Origin of the sequence: Frisingicoccus sp. (genome assembly GCA_016298055.1) — a bacterium.
In the GTDB taxonomy this organism is placed as follows: Bacteria; Bacillota; Clostridia; order Lachnospirales; family Lachnospiraceae; genus Frisingicoccus.
The window spans coordinates 1-18373 of the sequence record JAEDDO010000006.1 but is presented as its reverse complement, the minus strand read 5'-3'; the positions used below and the strand labels follow the sequence as shown (position 1 = coordinate 18373).

Below are 18373 nucleotides of genomic sequence, written 5' to 3'. Positions count from 1 at the left end.
TCATCTATTCTAATATCGTGTCTTCAATCAGATCATTGCCATCTGCGGCCGTCGTTGCAAGAAGGTCGCACCGCTCATTCTGGGGATGACCGTTATGGCCTTTGACCCAGATCCATGTAATTTTATGGGGGGAAGCAGCTTTCAGAAGGCGTTTCCATAAATCCACATTTTTCACAGGTTCATTTTTTCCGCGTTTCCAGTTTTTTCGAATCCAACTGTCGATCCAGTGCTGATTAAATGCATTGATCACATACTGGGAATCCGAATAAACGTCCACTTCACAGGGGCGGTTTAAAGCTTCAAGTCCTGTGATCACTGCCATAAGTTCCATACGGTTATTGGTCGTTTTTACATAACCCTGAGACATCTCCTTTGTATGCAGCTGACCTTTCGTATCAATATATTCAAGAATCGCTCCGTAACCGCCGGGACCTTCGGGATTTCCTCTGGCCGCACCGTCTGTATAAAGTATTACTTTCATCTCAAATCCACCTTTTTTTAGACATACATTGTTATCTTAACATTATTATTTGAGAATAGCAACTCCTGTAATTAAAACACAAAAAGCAGATGCTGCTCTTTGTGAGCAGCACCTGAATGTTAAAGAATGATAAAAATAACGCCACCGTTACTGTCATTAATAATTTTCTGAAGTGTTTCCTGAAGTTTTGTCTGGCTCAGCTCGGTGATACGTCCGACTTTTGACTGAATGCCCTCTTCTACCAGCTGACCGACAGATTTTCCGAAAATAAGCGTGTTCCACATTTCTTCCTGACCTTCTCTGCCATTGGAACGGATGTAGTTCATTAAATCTTCGGCCTGCTCTTTTGTTCCGACAATAGGTGCGATCTCTGTATCGATCGTTGCAAGAATCATATGAATCGATGGTGCGTGGGCTTTAATATTCACACCGTATTTACTGCCGTGGCGAATAAGTTCCGGATCTTCAAAGGTTACTTCGGAGGCCTCAGGCATAACCATACCGTAGCCCTTGCCGCGAACAGCCATGACGGCCTGAGAGACTTTTGAAAATTCCTGACTTTTATCTGCCAGCTCTTTGATTGTCTGATAGAAGGCGTATTCACCGTGGACCGGACTTCCGATCAGTTCCGAAAGCATTTCATAATAATAATGTGTATCCAGTTCCATATGGATTTTGATATGTCCGGTAGACATATCCATTTCTTCTATATAATATTTTTTTAGCCATGGCTGATCGAGCATGGATTCATTTTTTCGGAATTCCCGCATTGTATGGCTGTTTTGAATCAGATTTTTCAGAGATTCAATCATCAGTTTTTTGAGTTCGTGGGTTTTCGGAAGAATATCGACCCAGCGCGGCAGATAAAAATCCATATCGGAAACAGGAAATTCATAGAGAAGAGACTGCATGAGCAGATCGACATCCTGTTTCTTTAATTGTTCGCAATTGATAGGAAGACATTGCACCTGATATTTTTTTTCAAGTGCGTCTTTCATCGCCTGAGTATCTTCAGAATAGGGATGGAGCGAATTTAAAACAATGACAAAAGGTCTTCCGATCATCTTTAGTTCACTGACAGTCTCTTCTTCGGCAGGAACATAGTGATTTCGGGGGATGTCACCGAAACTTCCGTCGGAAGTAACCATCACAGCTACAGTGGCATGTTCACGTATCACTTTCTGTGTTCCGATGCGGGCAGCTTTTGTAAAAGGGACAGGTTCATTGAACCAGGGGGTCATGACCATACGTTCAATTCCGTTTTCCTCGTGACCGGATGCGCCCTCAACCATAAAGCCGACGCAGTCAATGCATCGTATCTTGACTTTCACCTTATCATCTACCGGAATTTCCACTGCCGTTTTCGGAATAAATTTTGGCTCAGAAGTCATAATGGCTGTGCCTGCACTGCTCTGAGGCAGTTCATCCTTGGCCTGCTCACGGCTATGTACATCGTTAATCCGCGGAATAACCATCATATCCATGAACCGTTTAATAAATGTAGATTTTCCAGTTCTTACCGGACCTACAACACCGAGGTAGATCTCGCCGCCGGTTCTTGCCTGGATATCTTTATACAAATGAAACTGGTCCATAAAAAACCTCCTCACATATACTGCTATAAATATATGCGAAGAGGTTTTATTTAGACTAAAAAAATGGACTATTTGACAATACGGCTTAAGACAGTACGAATCAGATCATATGTCCGTGCAACAGATGAAATGCTTAAGTGTTCATCCGGCGTATGAATATCGAAAATATCCGGACCGATGGCAACCATATCCAGCTCCGGCATCTTTTCAGAGATCAGACCGCATTCAAGACCGGCATGGATGGCTTCAACGCGTGCTTCTTTGCCGAAAAGTTCACGATAAGCATCACAGACAATCTGACGGATCGGAGATTCGCTTCGGAAGGACCAGTGCGGATATTCCCCTTCATACCAGTATCGTCCGCCAAGAAACTCGGTCATATACTCAAGCTGATCGCTGATCAGATATTTCAGGCTCTTTTTGCTGCTTCGAACAGCCCAGGAGAAACGCACATGGTCTTCTTCTGTAGTGAGTATTCCCAGATTAAGAGAACTTTCTACCAATCCCGGAAGCTCCATACTCATTGTTTGAATTCCATTTGGTGATTGAACAAGCATAAAAATAATACGTTCCATATCCGAAGGGTGGAAGATATCAACTTTATCTATATTATTACTTTCGATAATAAGTTCGATTTTTATGTTTGGATCAGAGGTATGGAATTCGTCATGAATATCCAGAGAGAAATCGGCACAGATCTGTTCGGCCCGTTCTTTGTCTTCCGGCTGGATGAGAATAGCCGCCTCACATTCACGCGGAATGGCATTATCTTTCATGCCGCCGTTGACTTTGATCACACCTGCATTCAATTCTTTATTGAGACACATCAGAAGTCTTCCCATAAGGCGGTTGGCATTGGCTCTTCCGCAGTGGATCTCGGCACCTGAATGGCCGCCTTTTAATCCGCTGATTTTTAAGGAGGCCAAAATACCTTCCCATTCCACATGGCGGACAGGAAGATCCGCACGGCTCTTCATACCGCCGGCGCAGGAAGTTAAGATCTGACCTTCACTTTCATTATCAAGATTCAAAAGATAAGTTGCTTTTAAATCACTTGTATCCAGATGGCGGGCACCTTTCATGCCCACTTCCTCATCTGTTGTGATAACAACTTCCAGTTCCGGATGTGAAAGACGGTCATCTTCCAGGATAGCCAACGCATAGGCTACGGCAATACCGTCATCACCGCCAAGTGTCGTTCCTGAAGCAGAAATAAAGTCACCGTCTATATTTAAATTCAGACTATCTTTCTCAAAGTCGAATGTGACATCACTGTTTTTTTCACAAACCATATCCATATGTCCCTGGATCATTACAACAGGTGCACTCTCATATCCCGGTGATGCCGGTTTTCGAATGACAACATTTAAGGCTTCGTCCTGTCTTACCCATAAACCATGAGATTTGGCAAAAGCCACGCAGTAATCACTGATGGCTTTTTCATTTCCTGATCCATGGGGTATACGGCATATTTCCTCAAAATAGTGAAATACTCTTTCTGGTTCCAGACCTTTTAATTTGTCTGACATAATTATTCCCCCATATCTATTTACTTTATTTTTATGGGGTCAAATGAATTTGACCCCAGTATAATTGTGTTTTAGTTTTTGAAACTGTGAATTGGAGCCGGGATACGTCCGCCACGGTTTACAAAAGCATCGCAGCCAAAGCTGTTCACCGGCATGATCGGTGCATAACCGAGAAGTCCGCCGAATTCAACCGTATCGCCGACAGTCTTTCCGATAACAGGGATAAGACGAACAGCGGTTGTTTTCTGGTTGATCATACCAATAGCCATCTCATCTGCGATAATACCGGAGATGGTTGTAGCTTTTGTATCTCCCGGAATAGCGATCATATCAAGACCTACAGAACATACGCAGGTCATGGCTTCAAGTTTTTCAAGAGAAAGTGCGCCTGCTTTGACAGCATCGATCATTCCCTGATCTTCAGATACCGGAATAAAAGCACCGGAAAGTCCGCCAACATAGGAGGATGCCATGACACCGCCCTTTTTAACCTGGTCATTTAATAATGCAAGGGCTGCTGTTGTTCCCGGTGCACCGACAGATTCAAGACCGATCTCTTCAAGAATCTCAGCAACACTGTCACCGATGGCAGGTGTTGGTGCGAGGGAAAGGTCAATAATACCAAATGGAACATTTAAACGGCGGGAAGCTTCCTGAGCGACAAGCTGTCCGACACGGGTTACTTTAAATGCGGTTTTTTTGATCGTTTCGCATAATGTACCGAAGTCCTCGCCGCGAACCTTCTCAAGGGCACGTTTGACAACGCCCGGACCGCTGACACCCACATTGATCACTGCGTCACCCTCAGTTACACCGTGAAAAGCACCGGCCATAAATGGGTTATCGTCAGGTGCATTACAGAAAATAACGAGTTTTGCACAGCCAAGGGAATCGGATTCTTTTGTCAGTTCTGCTGTTTCAAGTACTTTCTCTCCGAGCAGTTTGACAGCATCCATGTCGATACCTGTTTTTGTGGAACCTACGTTAACTGAACTGCATACCCGCTCTGTGCATGCAAGAGCCTGCGGAATGGATTCGATCAAAAGACGATCGCTTGGGGTCATTCCTTTGGATACAAGTGCAGAAAAACCGCCGAGGAAGTTGACACCAACTTCTAAAGCCGCTTTATCGAGTGTTTTTGCAATTTTAACATAATCTTCGATGGTCTTACAGCAGGAGCTTCCAACAAGGCTGATCGGAGTTACAGAAATACGTTTATTTACGATAGGAATACCAAACTGGTTTTCAATATCACATCCGGTAGAAACAAGATCTTTTGCATATGTTGTGATCTTGCGGTATATGTTGTCACATACTTTATCCACATCTGTATCGCAGCAATCCAGGAGACTGATACCCATGGTAATTGTGCGGACATCCAGATTGGATTCTTCAATCATTTTGTTCGTTTCCTGAACTTCATATAAATTAATCATTATGCCACCTCTTAAATTCTATGCATACAGTTGAAAATATCTTCGTGCTGCATCTTGATCTTAACACCGATTGTTTCTCCGACAGCTTTAAGTTCGCTGGAAAGTACATCAAAATCTTTTGTTGCAGCATTGATATCAGCAATCATCATCATGTTGAAATAGTCCTGTACAATTGTCTGAGAGATGTCAAGTACATTGACATTGTTTTCTGCCAGATACGTACATACCTTTGCAATGATTCCTACGGTATCTTTTCCAATAACTGTAATAATTGTTTTTTTCATTTATCTTATCCTCCTATTGATTTCATGATTCATTGGACAGATCATAGAGCTGTCCCGCATAATCTCTTGGTGCAACTTCCACAGCTACCGCTTTTCGGATTTCGTTCTCAACCGTTGCGAGAGCCAGATCCGGATAATTATTCTCTTTGCTTAAATGACCGAGAATGACTTGCTTCAGAGAATCATTCAGAAGTTCTGTTACCAGTTCTGCAGCTTTCTCATTGCATAAATGCCCACGGTCACCAAGAATTCTCCGTTTGAGATAATAAGGATAGGGACCTGCCTGAAGCATATGTATATCATGGTTGGCTTCAATATAAAGCAGATCGGATTCTTTTAGATGACCTACAATGGTGTCGTCATAATATCCCAGGTCAGTGACCATGCCAAGCTTTGTGCCGCCTTCATGAAAGGCGTAGCTGACAGGATCGGCAGCATCATGTGAGATTGAAAAAGACTCTATCGACATATCTCTTATAGAAAAAGAACTTCCTGCCTGAATAACCTGAAACAGGTTGTTGTCAATCTTGCCCAGATTTTCCATCTCAGAAATCTGACGTAGTGTCTTTTCGGTTCCGTAAATCGGTATGTGAAATTTTCTTGAAAGCACTCCAAGACCGGATATATGGTCTGAGTGTTCGTGGGTAATCAGTATGCCATGAATATCTTTGCCTTCAAGGTCAAAAGCACCAAGACCCTGACAAATACGTTTACAACTGATTCCGGCATCAATAAGAAGATTGGTACTTTCACTGCCCACATAAAGGCAGTTTCCGCTGCTTCCGCTTGCAATTGTGCCAAACTTCATAATATATCTTCCTCTCTCCTAATCCACCTGCTTATTATAATACGAAACGACAAAAACAGCAAGCAAAAAGGGCTTCGAATACAAATTATGTATAGGAAACCCTTCATATTTTTAATAATTATAAAATGTATGTCCTCCGATTACGGTATATGAGCTTACAGAAGACGTATCCACATATCCGTTGAAGTAATAATATTCACCGATGTTGTTTATGCCCATCAGAGCTTCCTGAGCAGCCTGGATACAGGATGCATTCGGACCGCTTGCAAGGACACCGTCAAGAACGCCGTTATGAGCTCCCGGAAACTGGCCTTCTGCATAAATGACCTCGGATATGGTGCTGCCGAAACGCGGATTGCGTACCCGGTTTAAAATGACATTGGCCACGGCAAGCTGGCCTTCATAGGGCTCCGCACCGGATTCGACATGAACCATACAGGCGAGAAGATAGGCCTCATCCTCTGTGACGGACAAGGCAGGTGCGGAAGATGTTTCCGGATTTGGCTGTTCACCTGCATTTTCTGAATTCCATGCAGCCTCAAATGCTATTTGCTCTTCCACTGTACGGGATAAAATCTCTTCATCCGTGCTGACCGCTTCATTCATATGAAATGACTCTGAAATGTATTCACTGGCAACGTAGGCTTTAACCCCGTTAAGATCGATGCATGTCCATCCGTCTTCTTCTGCATTCGCTTCCTCAATAACATTGAAAACCTCGTTCTGAACAGCGGTTGCAAGTACAGGCGCATCCGTTCCGGCATCTTCACGGATATTGATGGATTCGGCAATAACGGTTGCATGACATTCGGCGGTCTCTTTTGCAATCTGTTCTGCATCATAGCCGACAGAAATACTCTTTGTGGCAACGTAACCGCTGACACTTCCGGAAGAAATCTTTGTCCACTCCGGTCCCCAGGTTTCTACACTACCCCAGGAAGCGGGATAAAGCTTGCCTTCAACTTTACTTTCGGTATCCGGCTCAGAATAAATTTCCAGGTAAGGTTCTGTATTTGCTGTGAATTTTCCTTGAAATTCTCCATTATAAAATAATCGGGAGACATCAAGAAAATTGTTAAGAAGATCTGTATGATTCAACGTAACTTCCATCATCTTCGGATGCTCTTCGGCAGAGGTATATAATACACTTCCAAAGGCCAGCGCAAATACTGTAATATAACTTATCATATGAAAAATGATATTTTGAATTTTACTGCCCATAAATCACCTCTTTAATATATTGTGTAATTGTTACATGTAGGCATATTTTATCAAAATATCATTTTTATGTCAAACAAGGTATAAATTACTATATATTGACGCAAAATTACAATCACCAACAATATATAGTATATTTTTTGAAAATATTAACTAATATTACAAAATGTTACAATAATATTTCGTCATATTTCCGAAAAAATATTAATAATTTTGTAAAATATTATCAAGAAATTTTTAATAAAAAAATCAATTTTTATATTTTGCACAGGGCTTCTAACTGTTTTTCTACACTTTCAATATCCGAATTATTATCAATGACGACGTCACATCCGTCCAGAAATACCTGCTCAGGAAGCTGAGATGCGAAAATAGCATCCATTTTTTCATCACTGTAATTGCGGGATATACGTAACCGTTCCCGGCGGATTTCCGGTTTTACATAGACATACCAGAAACTCTCACATACGCCCATCTCTTTGAGCTGTTCGAGAAGTGCGGCTTCAACGGCAATCATGGAATAAGTGCTCTCATTTTTCCATTCAGCAACTTTGTTTTGAACCCATGCATAAACCTGAGGATGGGTGCATTGATTTAAAACGTTGAGTTTTTCTTCATCCGAAAAAACAATGGATGCCAGTTTGGGACGATCCAGTTTTTTTTCTTCATCCAGAATGTCTTCACCGAAAAATTTCACGATGAGTTCGTAGCTGATCTGGCCCGGTTCGCATAAATCACGGGCTACATCATCCGTGCGAATAATACCGCAGTTAAATTGTTCTTCAAGGATTCGAAGCACTTCGGATTTTCCGCTGCCCACGCCTCCTGTAATACCGATAACTTTCATACTCTTCCCCCTGTACTATTTCGATTCGTACCAGTTCATTCCGATATTAATATCAATATCCAAAGGAACTTTTAAATCGGCTGCCTGACACATTTCTTCTTTTAAAATGCGGCAGACCTGATCCAATTCATCTTTTTTTGTTTCAATCAGAAGTTCGTCGTGGATCTGAAGAACAAGTTTTGATGAAAGTCCTTCCTCGTGAAGTCGGCGATCCACATGAATCATGGCAATTTTTATAATATCCGCTGCTGTTCCCTGAATCGGTGAATTCATGGCCACACGTTCACCAAAGGAACGCTGCATGAAATTGCTGGAGGACAATTCCGGAATCGGACGTTTTCTGTGAAAAAGGGTATATACAGCGCCCTTTTCTTTTCCGTCATTTACAAGTCCGTCCAGAAATTCCTTGATCTTCGGGTATGCGGCAAAATAGTGTTTAATGTATACTTCCGCTTCTTTCCGGGTAATACTGAGTCCCTGACTGAGTCCAAAGGAGCTGATGCCGTAAATAATACCGAAATTAACGGCTTTGGCGTTACTTCTCTGTTGGCTTGTGACCTCCTCCAACGGTGTGTGGAATACCTGGGAAGCGGTCAAACGATGGATATCTTCTGCCTGTTTGTAAGCTTCAATAAGATTTTCATCTTCCGACATGTGGGCAAGTACACGCAGTTCAATCTGGGAATAATCCGCATCAACAAAGACACAGCCTTCATCCGGAACAAAGACTTTTCGTATCTGACGCCCCAATTCCATACGGACAGGGATGTTCTGGAGATTCGGTTCAGTGCTGGAGATTCGGCCGGTTGCTGTGATGGTCTGATTAAATTTTCCATGTATTCGTCCGTCTTCCTGAATATAGTTTGCCAGACCATCAGCGTAGGTCGATTTTAATTTTGTCAGCTGGCGGTATTCAAGTACAAGGCGGGCAATCGGTTCTTCCTCTTCCAGTTTTTCCAGAACAGATGCAGAGGTGGAATAGCCGGTTTTTGTTTTCTTTCCATAAGGCAGATGAAGCTTTTCAAAAAGGATGACACCAAGCTGTTTTGGAGAAAGAATATTAAATTCTTCTCCGGCCAGAGCATAGATTTCTTTTTCCAGTTCTTTGATCCGTCCGATCAGGTGATCCCCGTATTCTTTTAGCGCATCCCGCTCGACACGAATACCGTTTTGCTCCATTCGATATAAAGAAAAACTTAAAGGCAGTTCAATTTCCTGATAAAGAGACCACATTTCCTCTTTTTTGAGTGCATCCTCAAGAACCGGTGCGGCTTTTAACGGGAGGGCACCGTAATATCCGAGCCATGTCATGGCTTTATCATGATCTTCTTGTAATATATCGGCGAGGGTCTTCTTTCCGTAAAGATCCGATCTCGAAGGCAGAGTCAGTCCGAGATAGTCTCGCGCAATATCATCATAGTCATAAGAATCCTTTAATGGATTTAAAAGATAAGCCATTAAAGAGACATCCATGATCCGATCTGTTTCTGCCAGAGGAAAAATATGGAGGCTCTCCTTTAATTTCATTGAAGCCATGCATGGATAGCCATCAAACCATTTCGCCATTGAACAAAGACATTCTCTGTCCTTTACAGGCATCCAGAAACAGTCGGCGTCATAAGCAAGAATAATGCCGTGACAGTCTGATTCGCTGACCGGATAGACACTGATCAATGATTTGGTCAGGGCTTCAAATATTTTTTGCTGCTGGACTGCCGGATCCGGAATTTCAACGGCGGCAGAAAGAACAGGCACAGCCATGGCATCTTTTTGAAATCTGTTTAAAATATTTTTAAATTCCAGCCGTTTCATGATCTGATAAGCTTCATCCGAATAGAGGTGATCCAGATTGATCGGGTCCGGCATTTCAATCGGGGCATGTACTTCAATCGTTGCCAGTTCTTTACTCATGACGGCCATATCGTAGTGTTCTTTCAGATTATTCGATGCTCTTGCCGGTTTAATCTCATCAACATGGGCATACGCATTTTCGATACTTCCAAAAGTGGTAATGATTTTGGTTGCCGTTTTTTCACCGATTCCGGGTACGCCGGGAATATTATCCGATGTATCACCCATTAAAGCTTTAAGATCAATAAACTGTTTCGGTGTAACCTGGTAAGCCTTTAAAACGTCCTCGGCATAATAATTTTCAACCATTGTTCCTACTGCTTTTGTTTTCGGAATACTGATCTTTACGCGGGTTGTGGCGAGCTGAAGTAAATCTCTGTCTCCGGATATGACGGTGACATCATATCCAGCCGTCTCGCATATGCGGCTCAGCGTTCCGATAATATCATCGGCCTCGTAACCTTCTTTTGTTACGATTGGAATCCCCATAGTCTGGAGAACTTCTTTGAGTACTGGAACCTGTTCGTGAAGTTCCTGAGGCATCGGTTTACGTGTACCCTTATAGGCATCATACATTTTGTGGCGGAATGTGGGTGCTTTCAGGTCAAAGGCTACGATGACGCCATCCGCCTTTTCTTCATCCAGAACCTTAAACATGATATTTAAAAAACCATAAATACCATTTGTGTGCAGTCCTTCTGAATTTGTCAGAACGGGAACACCGTAAAAAGCTCTGTTTAATATACTGTGTCCATCAATTAATACTATTTTTTTGTCCATCCCTCTTCTCCTTCCAATGATTTTTGCAGAGGTACTTCATACAGGGAATCATTTTCTTGTATATAAAGAATTGTATGTTCTGATTTCGTATCTTTATGCAGATTAAATGTGTTGTTCACAGAATTATAGACGGGGACCGTCAAATAATTTTTCGGTCCCCGGTCTTTTGATATGAACATAATCACACTGAATAATGAAGACAGGACAGCGAGAACGCATAAAAAACCTGTAATGGATTTAAAAATTCGCGCTCGCTCCTGCTGTTTGAGCCACAATTCTTTTTCTGCGATACGATGTTCAAGTTCCATCACAAAATTATGGTTGGTTTCCGTATCATCAAGATAACGGACAATCGACATAACAGTAAAACTAACCTCAAGATCATCGTAACAGGATGGACAGCACTGTACATGGTCCAGAAAACCTCTCAGTGTTTTTTCGTCTAATGTGTCATCAATAAAAGAATTTATGCACCCCTGTGCTTCAATACAGTCCATATGATCCTCCATCTATTATTCGTATTGTGTAAATATACCGCTTATTGAATTATCCTCTAAAAACGTATTTGCATTATATAAAAATAATATTTCTGTAATGTTTTGAGATGTGATTTCACTATAAATATCATCATAATAATATCTTGGATCAATCACTACGATTTCATCGTAGTAAGGAATCAAAAACGGCAAAAAACAATTGGCATAGGAATCTTTTAAGACAAGTAAATTTTTACCTGTTGAGGCCGTTGTTGAAATACGTATGATTGGAGAATTGCCGCCAAAGAAAAAAGCGTATTTATCATAGCTTTCCAATTTTTCACTCTGATAGAGGGAGGCGGTTTTCTTCTGCTCTTCCACATAATTTACGATATATTGTACGGATGAATCGGTTGGTATAAAAACTTCAATGGTGTCTTTCTTTCCGGTATAGCCGCTTGTGGAAGCCATAGTTCCGACAAAATCCGAACATACTTTGTATGTAGCATAATTCATTCCGTTGTTTTCAATACCAAGGAATTCTGCCGCCGTCAAAAAGCTGTAGTAGGCGCCTCTGGATGTCCAATGGTGGTCTGTGTGATAATATAATTGTTCATTTTTGTGATTTTTTAAAGTTTCTGTTACATCAATATCCGTAACATTTTCAGACAAAGACAATCGGAAGTTTCCTAAATCCTGTTCTTGAGAACGTACGGGAGCAAAAGGAGGAAGAAGATCCGACAGAACAGCTACTGCATTTGGAACGATCATTGTATATACTTTTGCAGTCTGATTGTCTGCAAGTTTATTGATTGCATCGATATTCTTTTTTAAATTTTCTTCGTCCGGTTTGACAGCATCTTCAATTAAATATCCTTTTTTTCCTTTATAGACACCGTTTGAGTAGTTTTTTCCGCACAGGCTGTCCAACTGTGTCTTGAAAGCTATCCAGAAATCTCTGGCTATGAATTGGTCAGATTTGTATGTTTCATAATTTTCCATAAAACGTCCGCTTGTAATTTCATCAAAAGATATGGCCGGAGATTTGGCAAGCATACGGTTTTCTCTTTCGGACATGTCGCTGTCTTTTTTTATCACATTCACAATCGTAATGACAAAGACGATAGCGATAAACATCACTGAAATATATTTATGAAGTTTTTTTACCCAGTATCGTTTAGGTGGACGTTTCGTATTTTGTTTTCTATTTTCCATAGTGCCTCTTTATCCTTAATAGATTATGTATGTTGATTGATGTTAAAATCTAAAATATAAGAACGGGTTGTAAGTTGCACTGACAAGATAGGCAATGACCATTACAAAGAGTGCTGCATAAATAATGACTGCACTGCGGATATGTTTCTTTTTCTTTTTTAATATCACCGATTTGAACACCTGATGCACATAAGGTGTGGATCCAATCAGACAGATCAAAATCAAAATGATATTTGTGGTCAGGTAATATAACGCTGTTTTGTCGACCAGCCCGGCACTGCCAATAGTAAACATGCATTTTATGTACGTGAGTGCATAATTCATGCCCGGACTAAAGAAAAATACCCAACCGATCATGACAATGACCATCAGATACAAATGCTGCAGTATATGTGGCATTTTCGATGTAAGACGTCCTAAAATATACTTTTCAACAAGTAGCAAAATGCCATAATACAGTCCCCAGGCAACGAAGTTCCAACTTGCACCGTGCCATAAGCCGGTAAGAAACCATACAATCATAATATTGATCAGATGCCTTGGAACAGATACTTTATTACCGCCTAAAGGAATATAAACATATTCTTTGAACCATGTACTCAACGAAATGTGCCAGCGACGCCAGAATTCAGTGATACTTTTGGAAATATAGGGATAATCAAAGTTCTTTGTAAAACTGAATCCAAACATACGGCCAAGACCAATGGCCATGTCCGAATAACCGCCAAAATCAAAATAAATCTGAAGCGTATAGGCCAGTGCGCCAATCCATGCCGTCAGTACAGATATCTCACTAAATTCCATTCCGACAATAGCTGAATGCAACAATCCTATATTATTTGCAAGAAGTACTTTTTTTGCAAGTCCGCGAATAAAGAACATGGCGCCGGAGCCAAAACGGTCAATGCTGAGTTTTCGATGTTCTATTTGAGCGGCAACATCGACGTATTTTATGATTGGACCGGCAATCAGCTGAGGAAACATAGATACATATAATCCAAAATTAAGGATATTTTTCTGAACTTCTGTTTTTCCCCAATACAAATCAATGATATAGGATAAAGTCTGAAACGTATAGAATGAAATTCCAATAGGTAAGGCCAGTTCCCGATAAGGAATATGTACAGAGAAAATATCATTTATTGTCTGGATAAAAAATGTATAATATTTAAAAAATCCCAGGATGATCAAATTGACAGCAATAGCAAAGATCAGACTTCGCTTTTTCTTTATCGGCTCATCCCTGTTGAAATCAATATCCCTGCCCATAAAGTAGTTGAAAGTAATACTGAGCAGCATTAAAATAATATAAATCGGTTCGCCCCATGCGTAAAAAACCAGGCTGGCAATAAGTAGGATAATATTTTTAATCTTCCACGGTACAAGATAATACACGATTAACGTTATCGGAAGAAAAGTGAATAAAAATACAAGACTGCTGAATACCATTATGTCTGACCCTTTCTAAATGCTATCTGAAAAAATATCTTTAAGCTGTACTGCATTTTCCGATACAACATAAAAGAAATAGTTGCCGGATACTTTAATCACGCTGTTTTCAAGTAATTGAAGCTGGTTTGTTCCATAATTCGTAAAATTTTGAATTTGAGAATCAAGCCGCTTTCTTACAGCTGATTCAACAGAAGAAGCCTGATCCTTCGAGTTTAATTTTATGATCAGAAGTTCTGTAACATCCATTGCACCTTCGCCTTTATAATAAATGGTACCATCATATTCTGCATCGTTGAGTCCAAATACTTTTTTGATCATCATATTGTTTGATTTTTTCATTGTTCCCAGATCTCCCGTCGTGACGATCTGATTTTCAACTTCCTTGATGTCTACATTGCTAAAAGATTCCACATTTATAAGCATATAAGCAATAAACAATGCAATGCAGCAAGTCAATACGGTTTTTATAAGAAACATTTTATTTTTCATGGTGTGCATTACTCCTATAATCCCACTGTGTCTGCCAGATACTCTGCCCACAGTTCATAAAAATCTTTTATAAAATGATCTCCGTCCGGTTCATAATATTCGTCGGACACAAGTTCCGTACAGTCAATATATTCAAGATTCATCTTTTCAGCTTTTTTCTGAAGGGCTTCATTAAATGCTGTATCATTGGCCATATAAGGTCTTTCATCTTTAACGAATTGAGCTGATGGGAAAATAGAGGTGATGTATATTTTTGCATCAGGGAGTCCTTTTTGAAGCGTGGAAATCTTTTCTGCATATACATCTACAAATTCTTCAGGGCTTCCGTAACGACCAAGATCGTTTTTGCCATAAGTCATAAATACAACAGAAGGACGTGCGTCGATTGCTGCCTGTACATGCTCGTCTGCGGCCTCAATGCTGCATCCGACAAGTGCTGCAACTTCATTTTCAGAAAGAATATCATAAGCCGATAAAGATGCTGCTTCTGAATCACCCAGTACCATTGCATTCTCATACCGTTCTTTTAAGGATCTTTCGTTCCATTCCTGTTCGCTTTCAGCCTTTTCTCTGGCAATACTTTCCAGTATTTTTTCGACATCTGCAACTTCTACAGATTCAAGTTCTTTAATTACTGCAAGTCCTTTTTCAACTTCGGATTCGGAAGTTTTATCTTCTGTTACGCTGGTGTACGCAAAAACAGCAACACCTGCTATCACAAAAACAGCAATTAAAGCACCAAGTTTAATAACCGGACTTTTCATATGTATAGATCTCCTTAAATAATGATTTATTATAAAATGTCGAATTATTTTATATAATGTTGTTTAACTTTTTATATTCTAATATGATTAAATTTATTATTCAAGTGTAACGTTTTAAAAAAAGGAAAATTAATACATTTGTAATATTTTGCTGAAAATGCTTGTTTCACAACCGACATATTTTACAAAGTTTTGGTTCAATGGTAAAAAAATGGTCTCCAATTATTAGAATTTATGTCTAACTTTTGGAGACCAAATTGTTACAATACGACGAGAAGGTCATGAATTTTCTATACCTGGATATTTTCTTTCACCGACAAGGACTCTGTTGTCTACCAGACGATAAACAAGCAGATATACAATAAAGTTTAATATAAAAGCAGAGACCACATCAATGACAGTGTGCTGTTTCAGAAAAACGGTTGATGCGACGATCAACACCGTCAGTATAAAAGAACTTCCGACAATCACCGGATGTTTTTTCAGTTTCTGGCAATGTGCAATTCCTATAAAAGCAGCAATCGAGTTGTAAACATGGATGCTTGGCAGAATGTTGGTCGGAGTATCAATTTTGTAAAGCATGCGGACCATCTGGGTAAATATATTATCTCGCGGGAATGTTAACGGTCTTAAAAAATGACCGTTTGGATAGAGCCAGGAGATCAATATAAATAGTGTCATACCGATTCCGAGACTTGCTATAATCTGAAGATACTCTTTTTCATCCTTGTTTATAAACATGAACCAGATGACGGTTGCGGCAATATAGAAAAACCACAAAAAGTAGGGAATGATAAAATATTCGCAAAAAGGAATATAATGGTCAATTCCTGTCTGGATCACGTGAAAACGATAATTTATTCTGCTTTCAAGGAACTGAAAAGATAGCAGATAAAACAGCATGAATACAGGGACAATGAGCTTTGTTCCGTATTTTTTAATAAAGCTTCTTACCATATACACCACTCTTCCTTAAAATACGTGTCAATTATATCTTTATGGAATTATAGCATCGGCTATTCCCAATATCAAGCATCTTAAGTGAATTTTAAGAAAGTTCATGAAATTTAAAGTAATTGTTCAGAGCGGACCTTTTAATTATAAAAATAATGAAGGCTCTGCTCTGCGGGTGTACTCTTCTTCCAGTTCGTGCTGATGATAAAGATAACTCTCAGCGTCGTAGTATTTGGCTCCCATCGGACATTTTTTGATACAGCTTCCGCACTTGATACAGATGCCTGTAAATTCGCGGACATTATCAAAACTGATGGAACCCATCGGACAGACTTTCACACACAACTTGCAGTTGTTACAGCTGTCAGAAGTCTTTGGTTTGACTTTTCGTATGTCTACCGGGTTGCCTTTGCGGTCCCTTGGCTGATAATAGCCCTTAGAAGGATATTCACCGCCGACATTAAGCAATTCGCCTTTTTTCGGGCGGAATCCATCGCACAATTTATTATAGATATCATCTGCAAATGTTTCAGCCACTTCCATGTCCGCATTATCCGGACGACCGGCACCGAGAATTTCGGAAAAGGAATGTTCTCCGACAAATGCGCCTGCAGCGACAGGTAAAAATCCATCTTCGGCAAGCAGTGACTGGAGTTCAGCCAGTGCGTCATCATAATTTCTGTTACCAAAGAGTACGATTGGGACGGCCAGTGCTTCGCCGCCTGAAACAGTATGTATGTACTTTAATAAAACGTTTGGTACTCTTCCGGCGTAAACGGGTGTTCCGAAAATGACCAGATCACTTGAAGAAAAGGTCTGTACCTCTTCCCGGACTCCCGGAAGTGTGAAATCAATATAGGCCTTTTCACATTGAAATTTCAATGACAGGAGTTCTACAAGCTCCTGGACAATCTTTTCTGTTGTACCTGTCGGGCTAAAATACATGCCGACGACTCGATCAATCATTTTAATTTGTTCCTCCTTAATATCTATCATGTAAAAATATTATAACACATTAAAAGGGAACTGCATATATATTTATTTTGATACAAAAAGGATTTGAAAAAAGAAAAAGCAGCGGAAACATATCCACTGCTCTTATCCTGTATGCAGGAGATGGGACTTGAACCCACACACTGTTGCCAGCGTCAGATTTTGAGTCTGATGCGTCTGCCATTCCGCCACTCCTGCGTTCAAAAGACAAGGTATATTATATCCATAATAGTTGCTTTTGTCAATGATTTTCCGAAAATTCATTTTATTTTTTAAGCCATGCCATATAAGCTTCGCGATCGATCTTTCCCTGCCTTGCAAGTTCAAGACCTTCTCTGGCCTCTTTATACCAGGCATCAAAAGCTTCTCGGCTCATATTCGCAGCTTTTTTTCTTGGCTTGGACATACGGGCATAATGAGCTTTGTAGGCGCGTGTATAGGCATGGAGCAATTCATCATTTTGAACGGTTTTGGCAAAAGTCTTAGTGTAGCCGACTTCGGCACAGGTTTTTTTATCCCCTGAAAAAATGCGTGTACAGTAATCATTATTGCTTCTTTTTGGAAGAAAAAGTCTGCCGCAGTTTTTACATATTTTAATTATTTGATGATGGCGGATCATCTCTTCAAGTTCACATATGAGACAATCTTCAAAACCTAAGATGAAATGATCGATCAGCCATTTATTCTCCTTCCGGATCAGAGAGGATTTTACAAACAATGGATGTTTCGAAAAGAAACTTTCGGTCTCTTTCGGAAGATCCTTCTTATCGGATGCGAGAGAATAAAGAATTTTTTTATAAGTATTCTGAAGAGATTCAATTTTTTTGAGATCCAGATCCCTGTCATCTGTTTTGGAAAGTTCAAACAGTGAGCGGCTATCTTCTATCGACCAGGTCGAAAAAAAAGGATGGATACTTCTTAATTGTTCCGGATGGGCAGAGATCTCATTCAAATCGGCATCAATAAATTGAATCAGACTTTTACCTAAAGCATAGGGCGTTGTTATAGAATGAAAATAGATTCCATCATCAGACAAATCCATATATATATGTATATAATTATTTCTGCTTTTTCCGGACATTCTTTTTGCCTCCATCAATTGTATTCTCATTTTTTATGATGTTGGGGTAAAAGTATGATTTTTTCACCCTGGTATCATTTTAATACAAAAATGCTCGAATTACCATAGGGGAATAAAAAA

The 18373-nt window shown here is 40.2% G+C and carries 17 protein-coding genes and 1 tRNA gene; all 18 read right to left on the bottom strand.

Going from position 1 to position 18373, the window contains the following annotated elements; translation table 11 throughout:
• Positions 1–4: 4 nt before the first annotated feature.
• Positions 5–481 (bottom strand): ribonuclease HI, encoded by a 477-nt coding sequence (gene rnhA / locus QZZ35_RS01350; protein ID WP_291235813.1) that lies wholly within the window; start codon positions 479–481, stop codon positions 5–7.
• 119 nt (positions 482–600) lie between these two features.
• Positions 601–2076, bottom strand: coding sequence for a stage IV sporulation protein A (spoIVA, locus tag QZZ35_RS01345; RefSeq protein WP_291235812.1), 1476 nt, complete (start codon positions 2074–2076; stop codon positions 601–603).
• A 68-nt stretch (positions 2077–2144) separates the two neighbouring features.
• The gene (locus QZZ35_RS01340; RefSeq protein ID WP_291235811.1) at positions 2145–3605 is read right to left on the bottom strand and encodes an aminoacyl-histidine dipeptidase; all 1461 of its coding nucleotides are present in this window, start codon (positions 3603–3605) and stop codon (positions 2145–2147) included.
• 71 nt (positions 3606–3676) lie between these two features.
• Complete coding sequence (locus QZZ35_RS01335) at positions 3677–5041, bottom strand: PFL family protein (RefSeq protein ID WP_291235810.1); 1365 nt, start codon at positions 5039–5041, stop codon at positions 3677–3679.
• Positions 5042–5052: 11 nt separating this feature from the next.
• Positions 5053–5325 (bottom strand): ACT domain-containing protein, encoded by a 273-nt coding sequence (locus tag QZZ35_RS01330; protein WP_291235809.1) that lies wholly within the window; start codon positions 5323–5325, stop codon positions 5053–5055.
• Positions 5326–5347: 22 nt separating this feature from the next.
• Positions 5348–6133: an MBL fold metallo-hydrolase gene (locus QZZ35_RS01325; RefSeq protein WP_291235808.1), complete on the bottom strand. Its 786-nt coding sequence runs from the start codon at positions 6131–6133 to the stop codon at positions 5348–5350.
• A gap of 111 nt (positions 6134–6244) precedes the next feature.
• Positions 6245–7354 carry a cell wall hydrolase gene (locus QZZ35_RS01320; protein ID WP_291235807.1) on the bottom strand — a complete coding sequence of 370 codons (1110 nt, stop codon included), beginning with the start codon at positions 7352–7354 and terminating at the stop codon, positions 6245–6247.
• Positions 7355–7607: 253 nt separating this feature from the next.
• Positions 7608–8198 (bottom strand): dephospho-CoA kinase, encoded by a 591-nt coding sequence (coaE, locus tag QZZ35_RS01315; RefSeq protein WP_291235806.1) that lies wholly within the window; start codon positions 8196–8198, stop codon positions 7608–7610.
• A 15-nt stretch (positions 8199–8213) separates the two neighbouring features.
• Positions 8214–10829, bottom strand: a complete 2616-nt coding sequence (gene polA / locus QZZ35_RS01310; RefSeq protein ID WP_291235805.1) for a DNA polymerase I — start codon at positions 10827–10829, stop codon at positions 8214–8216.
• Positions 10814–11326, bottom strand: a complete 513-nt coding sequence (locus QZZ35_RS01305) for a hypothetical protein (protein ID WP_291235804.1) — start codon at positions 11324–11326, stop codon at positions 10814–10816. The genes polA and QZZ35_RS01305 overlap by 16 nt, the downstream gene beginning before the upstream one ends.
• Positions 11327–11341: 15 nt before the next feature.
• Positions 11342–12520, bottom strand: coding sequence for a DHHW family protein (locus QZZ35_RS01300; RefSeq protein ID WP_291235803.1), 1179 nt, complete (start codon positions 12518–12520; stop codon positions 11342–11344).
• A gap of 42 nt (positions 12521–12562) precedes the next feature.
• Positions 12563–13969 (bottom strand): MBOAT family O-acyltransferase, encoded by a 1407-nt coding sequence (locus QZZ35_RS01295; protein ID WP_291235802.1) that lies wholly within the window; start codon positions 13967–13969, stop codon positions 12563–12565.
• A gap of 15 nt (positions 13970–13984) precedes the next feature.
• Entirely contained in the window at positions 13985–14461 is a 477-nt protein-coding gene (locus tag QZZ35_RS01290) for a DUF4358 domain-containing protein (RefSeq protein WP_291235801.1), read from the bottom strand.
• A 14-nt stretch (positions 14462–14475) separates the two neighbouring features.
• Entirely contained in the window at positions 14476–15225 is a 750-nt protein-coding gene (locus QZZ35_RS01285) for a GDSL-type esterase/lipase family protein (RefSeq protein WP_291235800.1), read from the bottom strand.
• 279 nt (positions 15226–15504) lie between these two features.
• Positions 15505–16182: a phosphatase PAP2 family protein gene (locus tag QZZ35_RS01280; RefSeq protein WP_291235799.1), complete on the bottom strand. Its 678-nt coding sequence runs from the start codon at positions 16180–16182 to the stop codon at positions 15505–15507.
• Between the two features lie 141 nt (positions 16183–16323).
• A complete protein-coding gene (locus tag QZZ35_RS01275) occupies positions 16324–17145 on the bottom strand; it encodes an EFR1 family ferrodoxin (RefSeq protein ID WP_291235798.1) in 822 nt (273 codons plus the stop codon).
• Between the two features lie 142 nt (positions 17146–17287).
• Positions 17288–17370 (bottom strand) — tRNA-Leu (locus tag QZZ35_RS01270).
• Between the two features lie 67 nt (positions 17371–17437).
• Positions 17438–18253, bottom strand: coding sequence for a DUF6076 domain-containing protein (locus tag QZZ35_RS01265; RefSeq protein ID WP_291235797.1), 816 nt, complete (start codon positions 18251–18253; stop codon positions 17438–17440).
• Positions 18254–18373 lie beyond the last annotated feature (120 nt).